At 47.2% G+C, this 22,240-nt stretch carries 15 protein-coding genes; 2 read left to right on the forward strand and 13 right to left on the reverse strand.

Going from position 1 to position 22,240, the window contains the following annotated elements; genetic code table 11:
* Positions 1-27 precede the first annotated feature (27 nt).
* The 4 genes from AC23N5_RS05435 to AC23N5_RS05450 form a co-directional block, all read right to left on the reverse strand.
* Positions 28-1,464: a RagB/SusD family nutrient uptake outer membrane protein gene (locus tag AC23N5_RS05435; RefSeq protein ID WP_487754771.1), complete on the reverse strand. Its 1,437-nt coding sequence runs from the start codon at positions 1,462-1,464 to the stop codon at positions 28-30.
* Positions 1,465-1,485: 21 nt separating this feature from the next.
* A complete protein-coding gene (locus tag AC23N5_RS05440; RefSeq protein ID WP_487754772.1) occupies positions 1,486-4,962 on the reverse strand; it encodes a SusC/RagA family TonB-linked outer membrane protein in 3,477 nt (1,158 codons plus the stop codon).
* Between the two features lie 123 nt (positions 4,963-5,085).
* Positions 5,086-6,093: a FecR family protein gene (locus AC23N5_RS05445; RefSeq protein ID WP_487754773.1), complete on the reverse strand. Its 1,008-nt coding sequence runs from the start codon at positions 6,091-6,093 to the stop codon at positions 5,086-5,088.
* A gap of 54 nt (positions 6,094-6,147) precedes the next feature.
* Positions 6,148-6,801, reverse strand: coding sequence for an RNA polymerase sigma-70 factor (locus tag AC23N5_RS05450; RefSeq protein ID WP_487754774.1), 654 nt, complete (start codon positions 6,799-6,801; stop codon positions 6,148-6,150).
* Positions 6,802-6,978: 177 nt separating this feature from the next.
* On the opposite strand from AC23N5_RS05450, the gene AC23N5_RS05455 reads away from it, so the two are divergent.
* Positions 6,979-7,839 carry an alpha/beta hydrolase fold domain-containing protein gene (locus AC23N5_RS05455; protein ID WP_487754775.1) on the forward strand — a complete coding sequence of 287 codons (861 nt, stop codon included), beginning with the start codon at positions 6,979-6,981 and terminating at the stop codon, positions 7,837-7,839.
* Positions 7,840-7,877: 38 nt separating this feature from the next.
* On the opposite strand, the gene AC23N5_RS05460 is transcribed toward AC23N5_RS05455, so the two are convergent.
* The 8 genes from AC23N5_RS05460 to AC23N5_RS05495 all read right to left on the reverse strand — a co-directional run bounded on the left by AC23N5_RS05460 (position 7,878) and on the right by AC23N5_RS05495 (position 20,399).
* Positions 7,878-8,825 carry a ligand-binding sensor domain-containing protein gene (locus AC23N5_RS05460; protein ID WP_487755021.1) on the reverse strand — a complete coding sequence of 316 codons (948 nt, stop codon included), beginning with the start codon at positions 8,823-8,825 and terminating at the stop codon, positions 7,878-7,880.
* A gap of 287 nt (positions 8,826-9,112) precedes the next feature.
* Positions 9,113-12,274 carry a PVC-type heme-binding CxxCH protein gene (locus tag AC23N5_RS05465; RefSeq protein WP_487754776.1) on the reverse strand — a complete coding sequence of 1,054 codons (3,162 nt, stop codon included), beginning with the start codon at positions 12,272-12,274 and terminating at the stop codon, positions 9,113-9,115.
* Positions 12,275-12,308: 34 nt separating this feature from the next.
* Entirely contained in the window at positions 12,309-13,208 is a 900-nt protein-coding gene (locus AC23N5_RS05470; protein WP_487754777.1) for a ThuA domain-containing protein, read from the reverse strand.
* Between the two features lie 267 nt (positions 13,209-13,475).
* Positions 13,476-14,981 (reverse strand): RagB/SusD family nutrient uptake outer membrane protein, encoded by a 1,506-nt coding sequence (locus AC23N5_RS05475; RefSeq protein ID WP_487754778.1) that lies wholly within the window; start codon positions 14,979-14,981, stop codon positions 13,476-13,478.
* Positions 14,982-15,015: 34 nt separating this feature from the next.
* Positions 15,016-18,333, reverse strand: coding sequence for a TonB-dependent receptor (locus tag AC23N5_RS05480; RefSeq protein ID WP_487754779.1), 3,318 nt, complete (start codon positions 18,331-18,333; stop codon positions 15,016-15,018).
* Positions 18,254-18,445: a hypothetical protein gene (locus AC23N5_RS05485; RefSeq protein ID WP_487754780.1), complete on the reverse strand. Its 192-nt coding sequence runs from the start codon at positions 18,443-18,445 to the stop codon at positions 18,254-18,256. Before AC23N5_RS05485 ends, AC23N5_RS05480 begins: the two co-directional genes overlap by 80 nt.
* Before the next feature lie 236 nt (positions 18,446-18,681).
* The gene (locus AC23N5_RS05490) at positions 18,682-19,761 is read right to left on the reverse strand and encodes a FecR domain-containing protein (RefSeq protein WP_487754781.1); all 1,080 of its coding nucleotides are present in this window, start codon (positions 19,759-19,761) and stop codon (positions 18,682-18,684) included.
* Between the two features lie 53 nt (positions 19,762-19,814).
* Positions 19,815-20,399, reverse strand: coding sequence for an RNA polymerase sigma factor (locus AC23N5_RS05495; protein WP_183975511.1), 585 nt, complete (start codon positions 20,397-20,399; stop codon positions 19,815-19,817).
* A 335-nt stretch (positions 20,400-20,734) separates the two neighbouring features.
* On the opposite strand from AC23N5_RS05495, the gene AC23N5_RS05500 reads away from it, so the two are divergent.
* A complete protein-coding gene (locus AC23N5_RS05500) occupies positions 20,735-21,457 on the forward strand; it encodes an EcsC family protein (protein WP_487754782.1) in 723 nt (240 codons plus the stop codon).
* Between the two features lie 155 nt (positions 21,458-21,612).
* Here AC23N5_RS05500 and AC23N5_RS05505 read toward each other — a convergent pair whose 3' ends face one another.
* Positions 21,613-22,227, reverse strand: a complete 615-nt coding sequence (locus tag AC23N5_RS05505; RefSeq protein ID WP_487754783.1) for a response regulator — start codon at positions 22,225-22,227, stop codon at positions 21,613-21,615.
* Positions 22,228-22,240 lie beyond the last annotated feature (13 nt).

Consider the following 22,240-nt stretch of genomic DNA (forward strand, 5'->3'; position numbering starts at 1 on the left):
GTACCTTGCTCAACCACGAATACTCTTCTAATAACCAGGATTTTGACTTAGTTTGGGGTTAGAATCTCTCTCCGTTTGCGGAATAGGGTACAAATAGTGATACTCTTCAACCTTGATGCTCGGGTTTTGGATTTTCAGGGCTTCAATCAGTTTTTTCCGTCTGGACAAATCAAACCACCGATGTCCCTCAAAGGCCAATTCTAAGCGTCTTTCCAACAGCAAACTATCTCTAAATTGTGCCTGCGTCAGGTTGGGCGTCAGGTTAGGAATCCCCGCACGACTACGAATCCGATTGACGTTAGCGTAGGCTTCGGTAGAAGCAGCTGCTTGTTCGTTGAGGGCTTCGGCATACATCAAAACAACATCGGCGTACCGAAGTACGGGAAAGTTATTGCTTCCTTCTCCATTGGCGGTAGCGGTGGGGTCTAAATATTTATATACATAACACGGAAACGCGACACTCGCTGGAGCCGCAGGAGTCCCTGTGGCCGTGTAAAGTCGCAAATTGATGTTTCGACGCTTATCGTCGGCGCGGTAAGTACGGTAAAGGTTTTCGGTTACGGGGTCATCTCCAAAACCAGAAACGCCATTAACTCGGTCAAAATTAGGCCGCATGTAGCCCTGCATAAAGCTCCCTTCTCCAACCCCACCGCCGAGGGCTTGTACTTCAAAAATGGCTTCTTTTCCGTTTTTATTTGCAATGGTAAACACGTCGGCGTAGTTGGCCCAAAGGTCATACACCCCCATGTCCATTACTTCTTTGGCCTTTGCCGATGCCTTGGGCCATTCTTGGCGGGTCAAATAGACTTTGGCCAAAAACGCCTTTGCGGCTCCCTTCGTGGCGCGGCCACGGTCGCCCGCTCCGTAAGTAGCTGGCAAAACCGCCTCTGCTTCCGTAAAATCCTGAATAACTTGCTGATACACCTCATCGACCGACGCCCGTGCTACGGCCAAATCGTTGAGTGAGGTGGTTTCTTTGGTCACCAACGGAACGCCCCCAAACAAGCGCACCAAGTTGAAATAATAAAAACCACGCATAAACTTAGCTTCGGCAATTAATCGGTTTTTCAAGTCAGTATCCATCGTCACATTAGGTACGCGACTGATGACGGTGTTGGCCCGATTGATGGCACGGTAAGTAGCCGTCCAGAGCGATTGAAAAGTGCTCGTGGCTGGCGTAAAGGTGTATTTATCCAAATCGTTTTTGGCTTGGTTGGCCGTTGAGCGTCCTCCGCCCCATTCGGAGTCGTCGGTGGCTTGGTCTTGCAAAATCCACACGATTTGATTGTACATTTCGGCCGTATTCATCAGGTCATAGACCGAACTTACTGCGGCTTTGGCGTCATCGGCATTTCGGTAAAAATTTTCAGGGGTAAAATTCGACTCAGGCGTTTGCTCTAAGACGTTGCAAGACGCAACACAAAGTGTCAGACAAAGACCTGTAAGTATATATTTTGCGTTCATTGTATTCATGAGTTTAATGAATTAAAAACCGACATTAATGCCCAATAACAAGGTTTTTGCGGCAGGGTAGCTGCTGTAATCAAACCCTTGACTACGACTATCTTGCCCGAAGCGGTTTACCTCAGGGTCATAGCCCGAATATTTCGTCCAAGTCAGGTAGTTTTGTGCAGTCACATACACCCGAAACGACTGAATATTAAGCGCTTTTATCACCGATGCGGGCAGGTTATAGGCCAATTGAGCGTTTTTCAACCGCAAGTACGAACCATCTTCGATTTGGCGCGACGAAATACGGTTGGCAGGCCGCGTGGTTGAAGCCCTTGGAATATCTGTATTGGTATTTGTTGGCGTCCAACGGTTCAACATATCTCGGTTTTGGTTGTTGACCCCGCTCAAATACTCCAACTCAAACCGATTGGCGTTCAGGATTTTATTCCCATAAACACCTTGCAAAAACAGGGTTAGCTCAAAGCCTTTGTACGAAAAGGAGTTGCTGATACCTCCCAAAAACTTGGGCTGGGCGCGACCGATGATGGTACGGTCGTTGTCATCAATCTTCTTATCGCCGTTCAAATCAGCGTATTTGCGATCGCCTGGTTTCCGCGCCTGCGGGTCGCTCAGTGCCGTCAGCTCATCGGTTGTTTGATAGAGGCCATTGGTCACGTAGCCATAAAACGACCCCAACGGTTCGCCCACCCGAATAACACCAGAGTTGACATTTTGGGCAATGTTGGCTACTTGGCCCGCAAAAATTTGGGGAGCGCCGCCAATGTCCAAAACAGTGTTGCGATTGGTGGCAAAATTGAAGTCGGTATTCCATTTAAACGCTTTATCAATATTGCGCGACGAAAGGCTAAATTCTATCCCTTTGTTCTCTACTTTTCCCAAATTTTGAATAGCGCTCGAATACCCCGACGTACTCGGAACGGTTACGTTTAGCAATAAATCTTTGGTACGTTTGAGGTACAAATCGGCCACCAATGTGATTCGGTTGTTGAAGAAACCAACATCAATACCCAAATCCGCTTGGGTCGTCGTTTCCCACGACAAATCGGGGTTGGCAATTTGGGAAGGCCCAATTCCCGTCGAAACGGCATTGCCAAAAATATAATTTTGCGTTCCTAACAACGAATACGCGGGATAATTGCCAATGCCATCTTGGTTTCCTGTAGAACCGTAGGTAGCCCGCAATTTCAAGTCACTAATTACTCGGGCATTTTTCAAGAAATCCTCTTCCGACACACGCCACGCCAACGCCGCCGAAGGGAAATATCCATAGCGGTTATTGGCGCCAAAGCGCGAAGAACCGTCGGTCCGAAAAGACGCCGTAAAGAGGTATTTGTCGCGGTAACCGTAGTTGATTCTGGCCAAGTACGACTGCAAGCCCCACGTACCGATGCCCGACGAAGGCACCAATGGCACCGAACCTGCCCCCAAATTGCCCGAATTTAAGTTATCATTTACAAAGTTTCGCGAAGCCGCCGTATTGTTTTCGGTACGGTTGGCCTGTTGGGTGTAACCTATCAAGGCGCTGATGTTATGGACGCCAAAAGATTTGGTGTAACTCAACAAATTTTCATTCAACCACGTCATGGATTGTCCATTGAAAATAGACGCCGCACCACCTTGCGCCAAACCACTCCCTACGCTACGCGGCAGGTACGAATCTCGCTTTTGAATGATGGCATCTGCCCCCAATAACACTTTAAAATTCAACCCTTCCATGATTTGGTATTCTCCAAACACATTTCCAAAAACACGCATCGCGGTGGTAGTATTTTGACTTTCTTTGGCCAAAGCAGCGGGGTTATCGGCCGTAAAAGATAACGCTGGACTGGTGATAAGGTAAGTACCATCAGGGTTATAAACGGGCAGGATGGGCGGGAATTGCAAGGCCGCAATGGTTACCAATCCTGCGCTTCCCAAATCCCCATCGGTACGCGATTGGTTGGTGACGGTACGGTTAACAGTAAGGCTGTTTCCTACTTTGAGGCGGTTGGTGAGCTTTCTGTCTAAGTTGAGTCGGAGCGAATAACGGTCAAAATCGGAGTTTGTCACAATCCCGTTTTGTTTAAAATAACCTCCCGAAAGCGCGTATTGCGTTCGTTCATCGCCACCACTCATCGAAAGTTGGTAGTTAGAAATGGGCGCCGAGCGAAAAATCTCATTTTGCCAGTCTGTACCTTCGCCAAAAGCGTTCACTTGGTCTGGGGTATAAACGGCGGCGCGTCCTTCGTTGGTATTGGCATCATTGACAAACTGGGCATATTCACGGCCGTTCAATACGCCATATTTTTTACGGACTTCCTGCACACCATAATAGCTTTCAAGGTTGATGGTGGATTTGCCTGCTTTGCCTCGTTTGGTGGTAATAATCACGACGCCATTGGCCCCGCGCGAACCATAAATGGCCGTAGAAGAAGCATCTTTCAAAACCGACATAGACTCGATGTCGCTGGGATTGAGCGTACTCAACACGTTGAAACTCGACCCACTGCCCGCACCATCGTTTTTGAACGGAATCCCATCAATAACGTACAAGGGTTCATTATCGCCCTGAATTGAGTTTCCTCCGCGAATTCGGATGGTAGTAGAGCCCCCTGGCGCACCTGAGTTTTGGGTGATTTGTACCCCCGCCGCGCGCCCTTGCAAGGCTTGGTCGAGCGACGTAACCGCCACTTTTTTGATTTCCTCAACGGCCACCGTCGCTACCGAACCCGTCAAATCACTTTTTTTGACTTGACCATAACCAACTACCACTACTTCGTTCAGCGCCTTGATGTCGGCTTTCAAAGCGATGTTCAATTGGGTTTGGTTGCCAATGGCCATTTCTTGCGGCTCGTATCCGACAAAGCTAAACACTAAAATAGCGCCATTGTCAGGAATTTGGAGCGAATATTCCCCATTGGCATTGGTGGTTGTGCCTTTTGTTGTTCCTTTTATCAAAACACTTACCCCTGGCAGCCCATCGCCTTTTTCGGCATCGGTGACTTTGCCTTTAAGTACTTGCTCGACCGCCGCCCTTGTCTCGAACGGCGTCAGTACTTCCGTTGTGGTGGCAGTTCGTTCTACTTCTTGCCCAGGCAACATGCCCTCGGGGAACCGCTCCAAAACGCCACTGGACGATTTGGAAGATTTTTTACGCTCACCAATAATCAAATAAGAATTGCTGTTTACTTTTTTGTACTTCAACCCCAACGGTCGCAGCAGGTTGTCTAGGCTTTTTTCAAGCTTCAATTGTTGATTGACGGGCGCTGCTTGAACGACCAAGCCTTCGACCGCATCGCGCTCAAACATAATCTCTACTTGGTACGTTTTCATCAGCTCACTGAGCACCTCCTTGAGCGGGCGCGGCGCAGCCGTGCGAGCGCTATCGTTGTTTTTTTTGATAACCGTTTGGGCTTTGGCAAACGTCTGCGTTCGTCCCAACTGATTTCCCAGTAAAATCACTGTGAGGAGAAGCCCAATTTTGGAGGAATTTGATAATCGTTTTTTCATATTCTCGATAAGTTAAATTCGCTTAGTTAATTAAACAGTTACACCACTATAGACTTTCCAAGTTTCAAGCTCATCTCTTTGATAATCAATAGATTTTTAAACTTGGAAAGTCGGCTATTTCACTTATTTATCAGACAGTTGAACTCTATTCCCTTGCCTAACTACACTAATATCCAACAGCTCCGAAATGGACTGTAAGAGTTGGTCAACGTTCTCTGCCCGAAACGACCCCATAATGACCCGCTCGGACAAATCTTTGTCTTTGATTTCGACCTCCAACCCGTAGTTTTCTTGCAGCAGATAGGCGACATCCTGCAAGCTCGTTTCTTCAAACACAAATCGTTTTTGCTCCCATGCGGCGTAATTTTGGGGATGCGACACGGCCTTTTTATCCATGTTATTCTCGCGGTCGAGCGTGACCAAATCGCCAGGTGTAAGCACAATTTGTTTTTGGGTACGGCCTTGTTGGTAGCGCACCTGTACTTTCCCTTTGCTCAATACCACTTTAGAAATCCGCTGGCGGGCATATACCGAAAATTCCGTCCCCAAAACCACCACCTCAAATTGCTTGTTGGTTTTTACCACAAACTTCTGATGGTCAGGCGTATGCGTAACCGAAAAACTCGCTTCCCCTTTCAGGAACACTTCCCGATTTTTTGTCCCAAAACCAAAACGCGGGAGCCGTAGCAACGAATTGGCATTGAGTGTCACTTTACTTCCATCTGGCAACAGCACCGACTTAGTTTCGCCAAAGGCAGTTTGGTAGGTTTGGTATAATAAACTGCCACGGAACAGCCAGCCTACGCCGCCCAGCACCAACACAACAGACGCCGCGGCTAACCAACGAAACCAGTAGCGACGGTTTGACGAAACAACGGGTTCCGACGCGGCCAATTCGGCTTGGAGGTGGGTATGGGGGTTGGCTTCCAAAAATGCCTCGTAATTTTCTAAGGCCAATTCGCTCTGAGGTAAGTACTGCGGGTGCGTCTGCTCCCACTCTTCGAGCCACGCGAAATACTGCTCTTCGTTGGCTTCGATTTGTAACCATTCGTCTATCATCTTTCGTTGTAATGGCGAAGATTTATGGGCAAAATGGCTAAATATCAACTCTTTGCTTATGTCTCGTTTCATTTGTTTCAGATAGTGTGTTACTATTTAGATAAGAAATAGGCCAACTCCCCTTAGTCACAGGTGGTTTTTGAGCCCATTTCGCATGATACTCAGCGCCTTCCCTAAATGAGCTTCGACTGTTTTGAGGGAGAGGGCCATTTCATCCGCTATTTCTTGGTATTTTTTTCCCTCAAAACGGCTCATTAAAAACACCTTTTGGCATTGTGGAGGTAAGGTATTGACGAGTTCTTCCACTTTTTTGACGACTTCTTCGTATTGCGTGGCGTGGTCGGGTTGTTGGCCACGGGGTGACTCGCGGTATTCTGCCAACTCGATAGTTTCGGTTTCTTTGAACTCCCAACGTAAGTAGTTAAGTGCCTCATTTCGTACACTTCTAAACAAATAAAGACGATACGAACTCGTGACGGTTTCGTAGGCTTTGGTTTTCCAAAACCGACAAAACACATCACTCACTAGGTCTTCGGCAATGTCTTTGGAATACACAAATCGCACGGCATGGCTGCACAGGATTTTGTGATAACGGCGAAACAACAACGCACAACCCTGAGAAGGGTTTTCGACAAAAGCTTGTCGGATAAAAAGTTCGTTGTCATTCCATTCCCGTTTTTCGCTGGCCAATTCCTCGTTGGTAGCTCCTTCGTTCAGCAATGAATGCACATTCGGTTTCGGTGCTTCATCACCCGCACTATCCAGTAAGGTCGATTGCATTTTATGGGTTTTGGATAAAAATTTCTTAGACACTTTATATAATAGAGACAAGTTTTCTAAAAACTCCCCTTAGTTCCCTATCAGAAATTTTGAAATTAATGTGCTAATCGTAGTGTTACTCCTTCGTCAACTATCGACTTTACTATTTATCTTTGAACTCATTTGGAGATACTAATAATGATGAAACTCCCTTTTTTAACCCTTTGGGTTTGCCTTCTTACGTTTTGGGCACAGGCTCAGAAAGATACGCTTGTTGTCAAAGACATTGTATATGCCGAAGCCGACGGCAAAAAGCTCCAACTGGACATTTATAAACTCAAGCAGCATACTTCTCCCTACTTAATTGTTTGGATTCACGGCGGCGCTTGGCATTCGGGCAGTAAAGAAAACCCGCCTTTAGGGATGTTGGAACATGGCTATGCGCTGGCAAGTGTTGATTTTCGGGCAAGTACCGAAAAGGCTTTCCCTGCGCCCGTGCATGATATCAAAGCCGCGATTCGCTTTTTGAGAGCCAACGCTGCTACCTACGGCTACCGAGCCGATAAAATCATCATTTGGGGAGCTTCTTCGGGTGGACATTTGGCGGCGTTGGTTGCTACGACCAACAACCACCCAACGCTCGAAGGAACGCTTGGAAAATACACCTCCACTTCTTCATCGGTACAAGCGTGCATTGATTTTTTTGGCCCGACCAATTTCTTAACCATTCTGAACCAATCGACACCCCACGGCCTGAATGTGCGTTTGCCTGCCTTGGCCATTTTATTGGGCAAACCCGTTGAGCAAGTGCCCGACCTAGCCAAACTCGCCAGCCCTGTTTATCAGGTAACTGCCAATGCGCCGCCCCTTTTTATTGTGCACGGCGAGCAAGATATTCAGGTACCTATCAACCAATCCATCGAATTGATGAGTGTTTACAAAAGTAAGAACCTACCCGTTCAGATAGAATTTATTCCCAACGCAGGCCACTCCAGCCCTGAGTACGCCAAGAAAGAATTGATGAATAAGATGGCGGGATTTTTGAAGGGGGTGTTGTAATCGGTCTGACTATCGTCTGACCGAGACAAATCGTTTTTTTACTTTTTAAAACCAGTAATGGTATTTCCAACTGCCTGTTTGGAATCATAACGATATACGCCATCGAATGAGCCAAACCAAATACTACCATCACTCGCCTCTAAAATCCCAAAAAGATTTAGTGATTGAGGTATTTCAATGACCATTGGCTTTTGATTAGCCGATGACTTTGTATCATAACGGCAAAGTGCCCATATTCCATTGGCATTGTTTCCACTGGTCCAAATATTTCCTTTTTTGTCTTCATAGACATAGTTAACAATATCATGGGTAAAGTTGGTGCACTTGTTACCGTCGTAGCGCCAAAGACCCTCACCTCCCCCAAGCCAAATATTGCCTTTTTTATCTTCGATTATTGACCAAACGTCACTAAAAGTTTTATTGTCTTTGCTTGTAAAAACGGTTGTTTTTTCCCCATCATAAGTGTAGGTATTGTCCCTTGTACCAAACCAAATTCGCCCAGTTTTGTCTTCTATAATTGTAGTGACACCGTTATTAGAAAACCCACCCTCAGTTGTAAGATTTTGAAAAGGCTGCCCAAGTGACCGCCTAGGGTTGTAAGAGCTAACACCCCCTCTTGTGCCAAACCAAACAGTACCAATTCTATCTTCATACATACACATAACTTGGTTACTGATGAGTCCATCCTCGGTTGTGAAATGTTGCAAGGATTTCTTCACCGAATCATAATAGTAAGCCCCTGTGCCATTATTACCGAACCAAAAATTCCCTTTGCTATCCTCCAAAACCGAAAAGAAACGGTTTGAACCTACTTCGCCTGTGATATTGGTAAAACTCTTTCCATCGTAGCGAATAATACCTTCGTTTGAAGCAAGCCAAATATTACCATTTCTGTCTTGTTTGATAATACGAACCGATGTAGTTGGCCCGTAGGAGGTGCTCTCGCCTTTATTTTGTGCGATACAACAACTGCAAAAAACAATCATCAAGAACAAAACCCCTAATTTTAGCTGATTCATCATTACTCCTTTTTTACGTCCAAAGATTTCAACAAACCTACTGACTTTCAAGAAAATCGTTGGTTAATGGATTGTTAATACCAATCAAAAAATAGCGGTTGTAATCGGTCTGACTATCGTCTGACCGAGACAACACTGACCGAGACAAAAGCATAAAAAAAGGGCTTGTCACCAATAAGTAACAAGCCCTGTTAATCCATTTCAACGCTGTCAGGATTTGTTATCGTAGTTGACGAACCCTGACAGCGTTTTTATTACTTCTCCAACGGATGCTCGCTCAGGAGCTTTGTTGAAGTATAAATATCGCTTTTGCTGGCCGTGGCTGCCCGTACTTCTTTTACTTTTTCGGGCGTAATGGCCGAGGCTTTGTTGCCAAACGAGTTTCGGACGTAGGTCAAAACTGCCGCGACTTCTTTGTCGTTGAGCAACCCTGCAAACGGCGTCATCGGCACTTGGCCAGCGTATTGTTTGCCATTTACTTCAATCGGCCCCATGAGTCCTTTGAGAGCGATTTTGATAAGACGTTCTTCGTTGCCCTGTACCCACTTCGTCCCTGCCAACGGTGGGAAGCCCGAAGCTGTCAATCCGTTTCCGTCGGCTTGGTGGCAGGTAGCGCAATAACCTTCTTTGCCATAAATGGTTTTACCCAGCTTAAACAATTCCAATTCTGCTCCTTTCAAGGTCGATACTACTTCTGCTTCTTTTTTCTTCACCACCACATTCTCTCCCTTCAAGTGAGCCACTGCCGTTTCGTGGGCATACACCATCCAATCGTCCAATGGTTTTTTGGCGGCTTCGGCCAAAATTGGCAAGCCCTTTTCTTTGCCAATCCACGAGGCGGCCACAATCGCCATCAAGCGAACGCGCGTATTTTCGTCTTTGGCCGCTTGCATGAGCAAAGCCGCTTGGTCGGGCACTTGGTGGCCTGTGTAGCGAACTACTTGAACCGCCGCCGAACGCACGTGGTAATCTTTGGCTTTGAGCAACTGACGCAATAGTTTTTGATCTACTTTATCCAATCCCCAGCTTACCCAAAGTGCCTCCAACAAATGATGCTCGTAGCGCGGGTCGCTTTTATCGAGGCTAGCCGCCCATTTGGTGATTTTGGGCAATACTTCAGCGGCATTACGGCCCCGAAGTTCGCGGCGAGTGCGGTAGCGGGTACGGTATTCGGGTAGTTTTAGGTTGTCTAACAATGTTTCTACCGAAGCCCCGTCAATTTTGGCAGGAGTAACCAACGGACGCGATGGGTACGTTACGCGATAGATACGGCCGTGAACGTGGTCACGGAGCGGGTCGCGGGCGTTGTGCTGCATGTGACCGATGAGGATATTGTGCCAGTCAATGACGTACAACGAGCCATCGGGCGCTACTTCCATATCCACAGGACGGAAGTTGCGGTCGGAGCTCACAATCAGGTCTTGGCGGTGTTTTGTTTTAAAACCTGTGCCGTCGTCCCACACTTGGTGTTGTTTTGTTCCTAAGAAACCAATGGTATTGTTAATCAACATATCCCCTTGAACTTCGTCGGGGAAGTGGCGGCTCCACAAGAACTCTAAGCCTGACGTTGGGCGTACCATGTGGTCTTTTTCAATCAGCTGCACCGATTTGTGGGTGGCTTGGCCATAGCGAGGCAATACCGAACCTGGCAACATCCAACGCACGTCAGGGCTGGACGTTTCGGCAAAGAAAGGCTGTCCCCAATCGTCGAAGGCAATGCCCCACGGGTTAGGAATTGACAACTGAGCGGTGCGTTCCAATTTTTTAAGTTGGGGTGAATAACGATAAAAACCACCGTTGGTCGCGCGCACCGTTCCGTACGATGTTTCGACACTGGTGTGCAAAAACACCCCTTCTCCCGTATAAATAGCCCCCGACGGGTCGGCACAAAACGCACTGCTGTTGTGGTGCGTATCGTGGTCGTCGAAGCCACTCATCAAAATTTCTACTTTGTCGGCGCGGTCATCGCCGTTGGTATCCGTAAATAACTTTAGGTTGGTTCCTTGCGATACATACACCCCTTCTTTGGCAATTTCAAAACCCAACGGCAAATGTAGCCCTTCTACAAATATCGTTTGTTTATCGGCCTTACCGTCGTTGTTGGTATCTTCCAAGATGATGATTTTATCGCTAGGTTTGGCATCCCCTGGTTTATAGTGCGGATAGCTTGGCATGGTGGCTACCCACAAACGCCCTTTGTTATCGAACGACATCTGCACGGGGTTGGCCAAATCCGTAAATTCTTTTTCGGAGGCAAATAACTCAATTTTATATCCATCAGGTACTTTCAATTTACTCACTGCCTCGTCTCCGTAGAGGTAGGTTAGACTACCGTTTTTATCGGGGTTAAAGTTGGTTTTAACAGGAGGTAGCGTCCGCGTTTTAGCGTCGGCGGCGGCAATATCCATCTTTGCTCCTTTGGACGCTGCCAACCACACGGCCGTATCACGAATGGCCGTCATCTGACGAATTTTCTCAATTTCGGCAGGATAATTATCAGGGCCAAACGGATTGTAGCGGCGGCCATAGACGTGTACTCCGTTAGGAATTTTGAAGTCGTTGTGCCACATCCAGTTTTTCTCTGCTACGGCCGCATGAACGAGCGTACGGTTGCTTTCAGCTTTGGCAGGCGTTTTTCCTGCTAATTTATCGGCCAAAAACACCCCGAACTTTTTATATCCATCTTCCGTCAATTGCGAACCGTCGATGGTCAATGGTTCTTTCGATTCGGCATACCATTGTTTGGAAGGAGTAAAAGCGTCAATAAACAAAAGGTTGTTGCGCGTTGCTACCTCTTTAATGGCATTGGTATATAATTGCAAATTGGCGTTTTCTTTCACGCCATTGGGTAAATCGTGCAAACTTGATAAGTCCTCAAACGCAATCGGCGAAACCAACACCAACTGAGGCGCTGCACTTCCGTTGTAGGTTTGGCTGAGGGTATGTTTGATAAACGCATCCAGCTCGGCTTTGAAATTGGCAACACCTGCCGCTCCTTGAAACGACTCGCTGTAGCCAAACATTCCGACGACGACATCGGTTTTGAGGCGCGTCAACCACTGGTCGGGCGCGTCAAAAAAGCCTTCACTGGCCGATTTATTGGCGTATTCGGTTTGAAATTTCTCTGCTCCAGGAAACGCCCAAGGGTTGTTTCGGCTCGCATGAGGTCGAAAACCTGGGGTATCGCCGCCGTCGCACATGTTACGAATGTACAGTTGACTGTCGGGATAACGGAGCTGCATTTCTGTTTCGAAATAATCGTAGTTCAGCATTCGAGAACCAAGATTCCCCCCGATTAACGAAATGTGCGTTCCTTTTTCAATTTTCAGTGGGGTGGCTAACTCTGGCTGAAAAGCACTGAAGGCAATGAACGCCGCACTCGCAGCGATCAGCAATCCTTGGACGCTTCTTCTCATGGATTTAGGAATTTATGTAATAGGGTTTACTTTTCTATTTTACAATACCACGGTAAGGTACCTGAATGGCTATTTTTCCCTTCCATTTTTTTGGAACAGGCTTATCCAATAGCCATAGTATTGAATTGATGGTCAGGCGCTGAACCCCTTCTTCTTGAAAATCTTCGGGGTGCCCTAATGTGGTAAAAAACACCTTTGCACCTTCCTTATTTTTCCACGTCCACGCTACGGGGTTGTCAATGGCCGCTTTGTCGGGATTCACTGATTTTCCCAGCAAAAGCGAAACAGAACCTTGAGGAGGATAATCGGGTTTGACGCGATACAACCACGAAGACACATGAAACGAGGCAGGTACTCCTCTCAAAATCGGGTGCTTGGCCGCTTCAGGAATGATGGTTACGTCGGTGGTACTTTTGTGGCCGTAGTGCGTGTGCCCCGCTCTGCCCCAACCTGGAGGCGTACCAAAAGCGCGTTCGCCAAAGGCATTCCACACTTCGGAAGGGTCACCTTTGGGGAAATTAAAGGCGTGGGTGGACGTACGGAAACCCATCACAGGTTTTCCCGACTTTAAGTATTCATCAATAAAAGCCAGTTGGTCGGCAGGCAGCTGCCGCCAACGCAAAAAGAACACGGCCAAATCAGCTTCGCGGAGCGCTTCTAACCCTGGAATGTTTTTTTCGGCGTTTTGGTCAGGATAGGACGAGAGGATTTTGGTACGAACGCCGTAGTTTTTTTCCAACTCGGCGGCTATCAATGGTAAAGTTTGCTCGCCGCTGTATTCGTGGTCGCCGCACACAAAAACCACCAACGGTTTTTTTTGTGCCAATACGCCCTGCGACGGAAGCACCCAAGCAATAAAAAGTGAGAGAAAAGAAATAAGGCCAAAACTCCAAAGGGTACGGAGCTTCGGATGACGGTGGGTCGGTTGGTTCATCGGCATGTACTGATTAAGCTTCTGTGTTGGTTAAAAAAAGGAAACGATGTGTTTGTATAAAAAGTAGCCAAATTGGAGTTTATACCGTAGGCTTCTGATTAAAAGATGCCTACGGTATGAATCAAGCTTTCTATCTATTTATGCACCCTTTTAATACGTGTTAACAGTTATTTGTTAACTGTTATTCGTTAACTGCAATACACATAGTTCACTATGTTTTCTATGTGTCTATTCTACTGTGCGCTATGTGTTTAAAGCAAATGACACCTAATAACCAGGATTTTGCTTCAATTTGCTATTGTTACGGATTTCAGCCGTTGGAATAGGAAACAGTAACTCACGGTCTTTGAGCGTAGGGCCGTAAGAAAACTTGTGACCCACGTAGTTTTCAAACTTCTTGGTAGAGACGTTGAAAGCTTTACGCAAACGCACCATGTCGTACCACGTTTTGTTTTCAAAGCTCAACTCGTACCAACGTTCCCGCCAAATGGCTTCTCTCAACTCTTCTTTGCTCAAGCCCTTCAATTCGGGTAATTCGGCGCGCTTACGAACGGCATTGACCGCCTCATACGCCGCCGCCGTTGGGCCATTTGCTTCGTTTGACGCCTCCGCCAATGTCAACAATACCTCAGCATAGCGCAATACCGTCCAGTTCAAGTCACTGCTAGTGGTCGAAAGTTGGGCGGTGTTGTCAAAATGTTTGTACAAATAATAGCCTCCCAAATTACGCGTTTTGGTACGGTCGCTGCGCAACGAAAACGACGAATAGTAAAATTGCTTTTCGGCGACCCGCTTGTCTCCTTGTTCGTACGATTCCACAAACTCTTTGTTGGCAAAAATCGCACCCGTTTCGTCGGTATAAGCCGAAATCCCTTGGTTGTACGGAATAATCGACGTTTGCCAGTTGGAAGGCAATACAAAGGCGGCAAATTGCACCATAAAGATATTTTCGCCCGTATTTTTCTTGGCAGGATTGTGCAAGTCGTCGTACGATGGAAACAGGCTAAAGCTCTTCATCTGAACTACTTCTTGGGCTTTGTCAGCCGCTTTTTTGTAGTACTCAGCGCCTTTTTGCAAAGGATAGCCCGCCATCGTCAGATATACCGAAGATAGCAGTGACTTCACTGCCCCCAACGAAGCGCGCCCCGTCACATCCGCATTGGGCAAGCCCGAAGCCTCGGCTTCTACCAAATCAGCTTCAATCAATTTATAAATTTCTTCGACGGATGCTTGTGGTGCGTACAAATCGGGTGATTTGAGGTCGATGGGGTCTTTAATCAACGGGATGCTGCCAAAAATGCGCACCAATTCGTAGTAGTATAACGCCCGCAAGAACCGTGCTTCGCCCAAATACCGCTTTTTGGCGGCCTCGTTCATCGTAATGCCAGGGATTTTGGCAATGGCCAAGTTGGCATTGGCAATGCCACGGTAGTGGTTGGTCCAGTACGTCGCCCCGTAGCCATTGTCGGAGTTGTTGACCAAGTTACGCACAAAAATACTGTTTTGGGCTTGCCCCAATTCAGTATTGGCCAAGCCCGTCGCAAATTCGAGCATCATCCAAGGCGCGCCTCCAAAACCTCCTCCCAGTACGTTGCGGAGGTTTTCGTAGATGGAGTTGACCACGCTTTCGGCGTGTTCGGGTTTGGTGAAATAGTTTTCGAGGGTGAAGTTTGAGCGGTCGGGTTCTTCCAAAAACTCCGAGCAACTTCCTGCCGATACCAATAGCGCTCCGCTAATTAACCATCGGCTGATATATTTTACTGTCGCGTTCATGCTTGATTTCTTTTTAATGAAGGTGATACAACAATTACAAACCGATATTTAACCCTACCATAAACACCCGTGGTTTTGGATAAGCGTACAAATCCACGCCTTGGTCAAAGGCCGAACCTGAGGTAGAAACTTCTGGGTCGTAGCCTTGGAACTTGGTTCTGAGGAAGAAATTCTGTACCGATGCAAACGCGCGCAAACGGTTCAAATGAATTTTCTCAATCATTTTGGTCGGGAAGCGGTACGACAACAACAGGTTACGTCCACGAATGAATGACCCATCTTGCACGCGGTCGGTGTCGTTGTTGGTGTTATATCCTGCCGAAACAGGGCGAGTTTGGGCGATGTTGGTATTCTGTCTTTCAGGTGTCCAAGCATTCAATACCGTTTTGAAACTGTTGGCAATTCCCGTACGGTCTTCAGCGGAGTGCTTGCTACGGAACAGCACGTCGTTGCCGTACATAAACTGCAAATCCACCATCAACTCTAGGTTTTTGTGCGAAAACGTGTTGGTCAATGTCCCAAACCCATCAGGAATCCCTTTCCCAATAATCACCCGGTCGTTGTCGTTGATAACGCCGTCCTGATTCACATCTTGGTACTTGATGTCCCCTGGTTTTTTCAAATAACGTGCGGCTTCTGACTCCTCGGCCAAGCTCCACGTGCCTTGGTGAACAAACCCAAAGAACGACCCCACAGGTTGTCCTTCACGAATGATGGTCGAGCCGTTGAAAATGTCGGCACCGCCCGTCAAGGCGATTACCTTATTTCGGTTGATAGAAATATTAAAGGCAGTGCTCCAGTTGAAGTTAGGGGTTGCTACGTTTACGGAGTTAATTCCCAATTCAATCCCACGGTTTTCCATACTACCAATATTCTGGCTCACAGTTGTATAGCCGCTACTTGATGGCACAGGCGCACTCAAAAGCATGTCGGAAGTCAGCTTGCGATAGACGTCAAATTCGAGGTTCAGGCGGTTGTTAAACAAACCTATTTCGATACCTGCATCCACTTGGGCCGTTTTTTCCCAACGCAAATCAGGGTTGGCCAAACGGTTGACCCCAATACCAATCTGACGCGTATTGTTAAAAATCACCGAGTAGTTGCCCAATCCCGCCAAGGCTTGATAGGCCGTAATTTCGGAGTTACCCGTCAATCCGTAGCTCGTGCGTAATTTCAGGTTAGAAATAACGGGGATGCCTTTCATAAAATCTTCGTCAATAACCCGCCACGCCAACGCCGCCGACGGGAATATTGCGTACCGATTGGACGAACCAAATTTAGACGAGCCATCAATCCGTCCCGTGAAAGTCAACAGGTATTTTTCTTTCAAACTGTAATTGATACGACCGAAGTAAGAGTTTAAGCCATAAGCACTTGTACTTGAAGTCGGCGCTACCGCAACAGCCCCTGCCCCTAAGTTATTGAACTGAAAATAATCATCTTGGAAACGTTGCGCTCTGGCTTGCGACGAGAAACGATCAACGTGCTGCCACGCCAAACCCAACAAGGCGTTCACGGAGTGAATCGACTTAAATTTGGTATTGTAAGTCAAGTAGTTTTCAAACTGCCAAGAATTGTGACGTTCGTTGGTAATGTAGGCATCTCCTCCTTGGTTGCGCGAGATGTAATTCAACGTCCGCCCACCGTAGTAATCGTTGCGCTGGTTGATGATGTTGGTTCCAAGCGTTGTGCGTAGTTCCAAACCTTTGGCCAACGTAATATTGGTATAAATATTCCCCAACATGGTTTGGGTTTTGAGGTAATACAAACGCTCCGTCGCTACGTGGACGGGGTTACCACCGCCTTCCATGCCTGGGTAGTCTTCGTTTCCACCCCAACGGCCATCGGGGTAACGTACGGGGATGATTGGCAACGCCTCCAACACCTGACGCATGGCGATAATTCCGCCCCCGCCAAGTGGATCGACTTGGCTCTCGTTTTGGTCGTTATAACTCAACGCACCGCCAACTTTCAACCATTTTTTGATTTGGCTATCCACCACAAAACGCCCCGAAAAGCGCTTCAACCACGAGCCCGTCATCAATCCGTCTTCGTTGCGGTAGCCCAAATACACCCCAAAGTTGTCTTTTGAGTTTCCACCCGTAAAGGACAATTGGTGGTTTTGGGTCAATGCTTTCCGAAACGACTCGTCTTGCCAGTCGGTGTTGTACAATGGCTTGCCGTTTGAATCAAAAAGCAATGGGTTGGTGCGTTTAGTTTTAGGATCAACGTACTTGCCGCCTGCCCAGCCTACGGGATCGTATTTCTTGGCATTTTCGTAGGCCACATCTTCTATTCGCAAAAACTCTTCTGAGTTCAACAACGGAATTTTGCGGGGCAATACGCCCACGCTGAAATCGGTATCATAGTTGACCCGCCCACCGTCTTTACTTCCGCGTTTGGTCGATACCAAAATTACCCCGTTGGCACCCCGCGCTCCGTAAATCGCAGTGGCTGAGGCATCTTTCAATACCTCAATCGACGCAATGTCATTGGCGTTGATGTAGTCCATCGGGGTGCTACCATTGGCAAGGTCAGTGGCGTTCAAAATCACGCCGTCAATCACATAAAGCGGGTTGTTGGCCACACTCACCGAGGTATTTCCACGAATACGGATGTTGGCACGACCTCCAGGGCGACCCGAGTTAACCGATACGTTTACCCCCGTAATGCGCCCCGAAAGTGCTTGGTTCAACGACGCGGAGGGGCGTTCTTGCAAGGCTTCGCCTTTGACCGTTCCAACCGAACCCGTCAAGTCTGACTTACGCTGCACCCCGTAACCTACCACAATCACCTCTTCCAACGACTTCGCATCGACTTTGAGCGCGATGGTTAGTTGAACTTGGTTTCCTACCATTATTTCTTGGGTAACATAACCCAAGTAGCTAAATACCAACGTGGCATTATCGTTTGGGACTTCCAAGTCAAAACGACCGTCGGAATTGGTCGTCGTGCCACGGGTCGTACCTTTCACGACCACACTGACGCCTGGCAATCCCGTACCGGATTCGTCGTTGACGACACCGCCAACTTTTCGGGCCAAGGGCGCTACTGCCTCGCGGGGTAACGCTCCCGATGACGCAGGAACAGGAGCCGCTTCTTTTTCGGGCGTTAGAATAATCTGCTGCCCGATAATTTCATAACGTAGCCTAAGCGAGCGGGTGAGTTTTCCCAATACCTCCGAAAGAGGCTCATTGGAAGCAATCAGCGTGATTTTACGGTCGGCAGGAAGCGCCGTCGGACGGTAAGCAAAGCGGATTTTAATCTGCTTTTCAATGACCGTTAGCGCTTGTCTTATCTCCTTGATTTTCAACGTGTACAGACACTTTTTGCTTGAGAATTTCTTGGGCATTGACTTCATTGGCCAACGACACACCCGTAAAAATCACCGCCAGCAGGCATTGTATCAGTGATAATTTCATAAGGTGGTAAAAGAGGGGTTTGAAACGTACCTTTGTTTTCATTAGATTTGAATGTTTTTGTTAAGAATTAGGCAAAAACACCTCCCTCACGTCTTTTACGAGACGCTTGCCGATCGACCAAAATCACAAGGGGAGGCTAACGGCACCAGCGGTGTTGCAACCACTGCTGGTGTTTCTTTTACATCAGGACGAACAACAGAACTGTTTCATAGTCGTAAATTGGGGTTAAGGGGTTAAGTAGAAAGGTTTAATAATATATCACTTTAACAAGTCGGGCATCAACACCCTTTGCCATAAATAATCACCTGACCATCAATCAATTTATAGTCTGCATCAAGTACTTTACAAATAACTTCCAGCTTTTCAAAAAGGTTTTCGTCGGTAAGGTTAATGGTAAGTAAGCAGTTTTTCAATACTTCTTCATCATAAACCACCTCAATACCATAGGCTTTTTCTAGCGCTGCAAACACCAGAGGCGCGGGTGCTGCGTCAAAAACAAAGCGGGCCATTTCGGCGGGTGGCAATAGCAGTATAGGCGTTTCTACGAGCAGCTTTCGGATGGTTGCCTCACTGCGTACAAATACCGCTTTCTGGTTGGGGGTGAGCACAATGCCTTTACTTTCGGGATCTTGGCGAGGGTCGCGGCGGTCGGCATATACCGATACCCTCCCCGACTTTACCGCCACGGTCACGTTGGGGTCTTTTTGATAGGCCGCAATGTGAAAACTTGTCCCTAGTACCCTTGTTACCAAGCCATTGGCAAAGACTAAAAAAGGACGCTTTGGATTTTTTTCTACGTCAAAAAAAGCACCTCCTTCTAAATGCACTTCACGCGTATCGTTCTGAAAACGACGCGGGTACTTCAAGCGGCTGTTGGTTTCTAATTCCACCCGACTGCCATCTGAGAGTTGAATTAGCATCATTTTATCCGATGAATTAACGGCCTCCATCCATTCTGGTAGTGCTTTGGTGGCTACTTCTGTTTTTTCGGCGGGGGCAATTTCGCCCCTTTGCCAAGCATAGCCCAAAGTCAGCACGACTACTGCCGCTGCCGCCCAACCTCCAACGCGCCAAAACCACGAATGTGTCCGCACGCTCGGCGTTGATTCTAACGTATCTATGCTATGCTCTATTCGCTCCCAAATCACGGCGGCAGTTACACTTTCCGCATTTGAATCGTGTAATTCTTGAAGCCCCAAAATAAGTCGGCGCGCTTCTTCAAGTTGATAATAACGTTCGGGACAATCTCGTAAAAATTGTTGCCAAAAAGCATCACTCTCGGGCGTAGGCGCACAAACCCAAGCCCGAAAATACTCATCGGCAGCAAGTTCTTCGGCTGTAAATTGGTAATAGTCCATAGGTTAAAGATGTTCGATTTTAAAAAATAGGGTGTGGATAACGAGTTTCTCTGTTAGTAGAAAAAAAACATCGTGAGCGCCATCGAAAAAATTCGGACGGTTTCGCGCAATGTTTTCAGGGCAGTGTAAATAAATCGGCAAGCTGATTGATAATTCACGCCCATCAATTGGGCGACTTCTTCGTTACTAAACTGGTGGGTAAATCGCAAATCAATGGCCTGTTGCTGGCGTGGACTAAGCGTTTGATAGCCCTCCCGCAAGCGTCGCAATAACTGTTCTTGGCGTTCGTCCGAAATCCATTGGTGCTCAATGGTGCCTGCTTCGTCGGCATTGTCAACATTATCAACGTTGGTGGCGGCATAAAACTCATCGCGCTGCTGCGCCCGCGTAATTTTATTACGCAACGACCTAAACAAGTAAAATTTGATGGAATCGGTCTCACTCAGGCGAGTTCGGCTTTGCCACAATTCGATAAACAAATCGTGGATACTGTCTTCTATCAGGCGCGCATCTGAGGTAACCTTGTGCCCATAACGCACCAATTCTTGGGCATAAAGCTCATAAATCCGCTTGAAGGCCCATCGTTCTCCTTCGCGGAAAGCATCCCAAAGCGCAGTATGTGAATGGTGTGGAGTCACAGAACGTCGGATTAAGTAGTACAGTCGAATAATTTTCGATAGCTTCAATTACTAATGCCAAGAATGCCGTTTTTTAATCCTATTTTTTCTCATTATTTTTTTATTTTTTTATTTCTACATTTTTTTGCCACGTAAAAATCCACATAACCATTTGATTTTCAAGCATAATCCACAAATGTTACGCCTCTCCGAGGCGTTTTGGGAATGGACATTCAACATCTACAAATGTTGCGCCTCGCCGAGGCGTTTTTGGGGATGGGAATTCAACCAAGGGTTTTTCTATTTTTCGTATATTTTTAAAATTTCACTAACTTGACTGCCTCACCCATCTTGTTATGACCCCCTACGAAGAAACTATCGCAAAAGAACTCCGCCTCTGGCAACGCCAAATGCAGCGAAAGCCTTCCGCAGCAAATCGCCTTGCCAAAGCCACCCAAAAGTGGATTAATGGGTTGATTCCTGAGAAAATCCACGAAATCATCACGACTACCATCAAACAAATGACGCGCGGCGTACTTTTTGGAGCGGAGTTTATCACGCCACTCCCTGCCCCTGTGACTAGCCTCGAAGAACAAGAGGACGAGGTGCGGCGGCGCATTAGTTTTTACAAAACCGCAGGTGCAGCCGAGGGGGGTGTTGCAGGCGCGGGCGGCTTCTGGTTGGCTTTGGCCGACTTTCCACTGTTGCTTAGTCTCAAAATGAAACTCCTTTTCGATATTACGGCTTGTTATGGCTACCCCATCGACGATTATCGAGAACGGATTTTTCTTTTACACATTTTTCAGCTGGCATTTTCGAGCCAAGAACGGCGGCGAGAGGTATATCTTCAAATCGTTGATTGGGAGGAAAAAAGTAAGCTTTTGCCCGAAGACATACACGCCTTCGACTGGCGAACGTTTCAACAAGAGTACCGCGACTACATTGATTTGGCAAAAATGGCGCAACTCATTCCTGGCATCGGCGCTGCCGTGGGGGTGGTCGTAAACTACCAACTCATTGACAAACTGGGCAAAACCGCCATGAATGCCTACCGAATGCGGAAAGGTGTAGGGAGGTGAAGGAAGAGGCAAGAGGCAAGAGGCAAAGAGCAAGGGGCGAAGGGGTTAAACAGAAAACCTAAAACAGTAAACTGGAAACCCTAAATAGTTTCGTGCTGAGGGTTTCTCAAAACCCGAATCTTCGTGCCAAAAGCAAAACAAGAACTCTGAAAACATTAGCCCGAAAGTAACCCCTGTTGCGCTGCTAATTTGATAAGTGCAGCCGTGTTGGCCACCTCAAATTTCATCAGCAAATTTTCGCGGTGGGTCTTTACAGTAGCGGGACTCACAAAAAGCTTTTCCGCAATTTCATTGTTGGTCATTCCTTCCGAAATCAGTCCCAACACTTCCTTTTCTCGACGGGTTAAAAACGGCACTTGCGCAGATTTAGGGGTTACTTCTTGCACATTCACGCTCATGTAATACCCTCCCGAATGCACTTGCCGAATGGCTTTGACCAGTTCTTCTTTGGGTGAACTTTTAATCAAATAGCCCATGGCTCCATTTTGCATCATTCGGCTCACATGGCTCCGTTCGTTGGAGGTTGTGAGCGCAACGCATTTGATGTGAGGTAGCTTATCCCGAATCTTTTTACACAACTCTACTCCGCTGATTTCGGGGAGGTTAATATCTAAAAAAGCGACATCAACGGGCTGTTTTTTCAACGCTTCGAGGGCATCAATGGCGTTGGAGGCCGTACCTACCACACAAATATCCACGCAATCATTAAGAAGCGATTTCAAGCCTTCGGTAATTAGCGGGTGGTCATCTACTATAAATACGTTTATCATCTCGAATTGTGTT

This window comes from Runella sp. R5_40 (genome assembly GCF_057652295.1).

Bases quoted from the DNA above. Each gene is read 5' to 3' on its own strand.
- AC23N5_RS05465 (WP_487754776.1), bottom strand. From the start codon at position 12,274: ATGAGAAGAAGCGTCCAAGGATTGCTGATCGCTGCGAGTGCGGCGTTC.
- AC23N5_RS05490 (WP_487754781.1), bottom strand. From the start codon at position 19,761: ATGGACTATTACCAATTTACAGCCGAAGAACTTGCTGCCGATGAGTAT.
- AC23N5_RS05480 (WP_487754779.1), bottom strand. From the start codon at position 18,333: ATGCCCAAGAAATTCTCAAGCAAAAAGTGTCTGTACACGTTGAAAATC.
- AC23N5_RS05505 (WP_487754783.1), bottom strand. From the start codon at position 22,227: ATGATAAACGTATTTATAGTAGATGACCACCCGCTAATTACCGAAGGC.
- AC23N5_RS05470 (WP_487754777.1), bottom strand. From the start codon at position 13,208: ATGAACCAACCGACCCACCGTCATCCGAAGCTCCGTACCCTTTGGAGT.
- AC23N5_RS05485 (WP_487754780.1), bottom strand. From the start codon at position 18,445: ATGAAAACAAAGGTACGTTTCAAACCCCTCTTTTACCACCTTATGAAA.
- AC23N5_RS05435 (WP_487754771.1), bottom strand. From the start codon at position 1,464: ATGAACGCAAAATATATACTTACAGGTCTTTGTCTGACACTTTGTGTT.
- AC23N5_RS05450 (WP_487754774.1), bottom strand. From the start codon at position 6,801: ATGCAATCGACCTTACTGGATAGTGCGGGTGATGAAGCACCGAAACCG.
- AC23N5_RS05460 (WP_487755021.1), bottom strand. From the start codon at position 8,825: ATGATTGTTTTTTGCAGTTGTTGTATCGCACAAAATAAAGGCGAGAGC.
- AC23N5_RS05455 (WP_487754775.1), top strand. From the start codon at position 6,979: ATGATGAAACTCCCTTTTTTAACCCTTTGGGTTTGCCTTCTTACGTTT.
- AC23N5_RS05500 (WP_487754782.1), top strand. From the start codon at position 20,735: ATGACCCCCTACGAAGAAACTATCGCAAAAGAACTCCGCCTCTGGCAA.
- AC23N5_RS05440 (WP_487754772.1), bottom strand. From the start codon at position 4,962: ATGAAAAAACGATTATCAAATTCCTCCAAAATTGGGCTTCTCCTCACA.
- AC23N5_RS05475 (WP_487754778.1), bottom strand. From the start codon at position 14,981: ATGAACGCGACAGTAAAATATATCAGCCGATGGTTAATTAGCGGAGCG.
- AC23N5_RS05445 (WP_487754773.1), bottom strand. From the start codon at position 6,093: ATGAAACGAGACATAAGCAAAGAGTTGATATTTAGCCATTTTGCCCAT.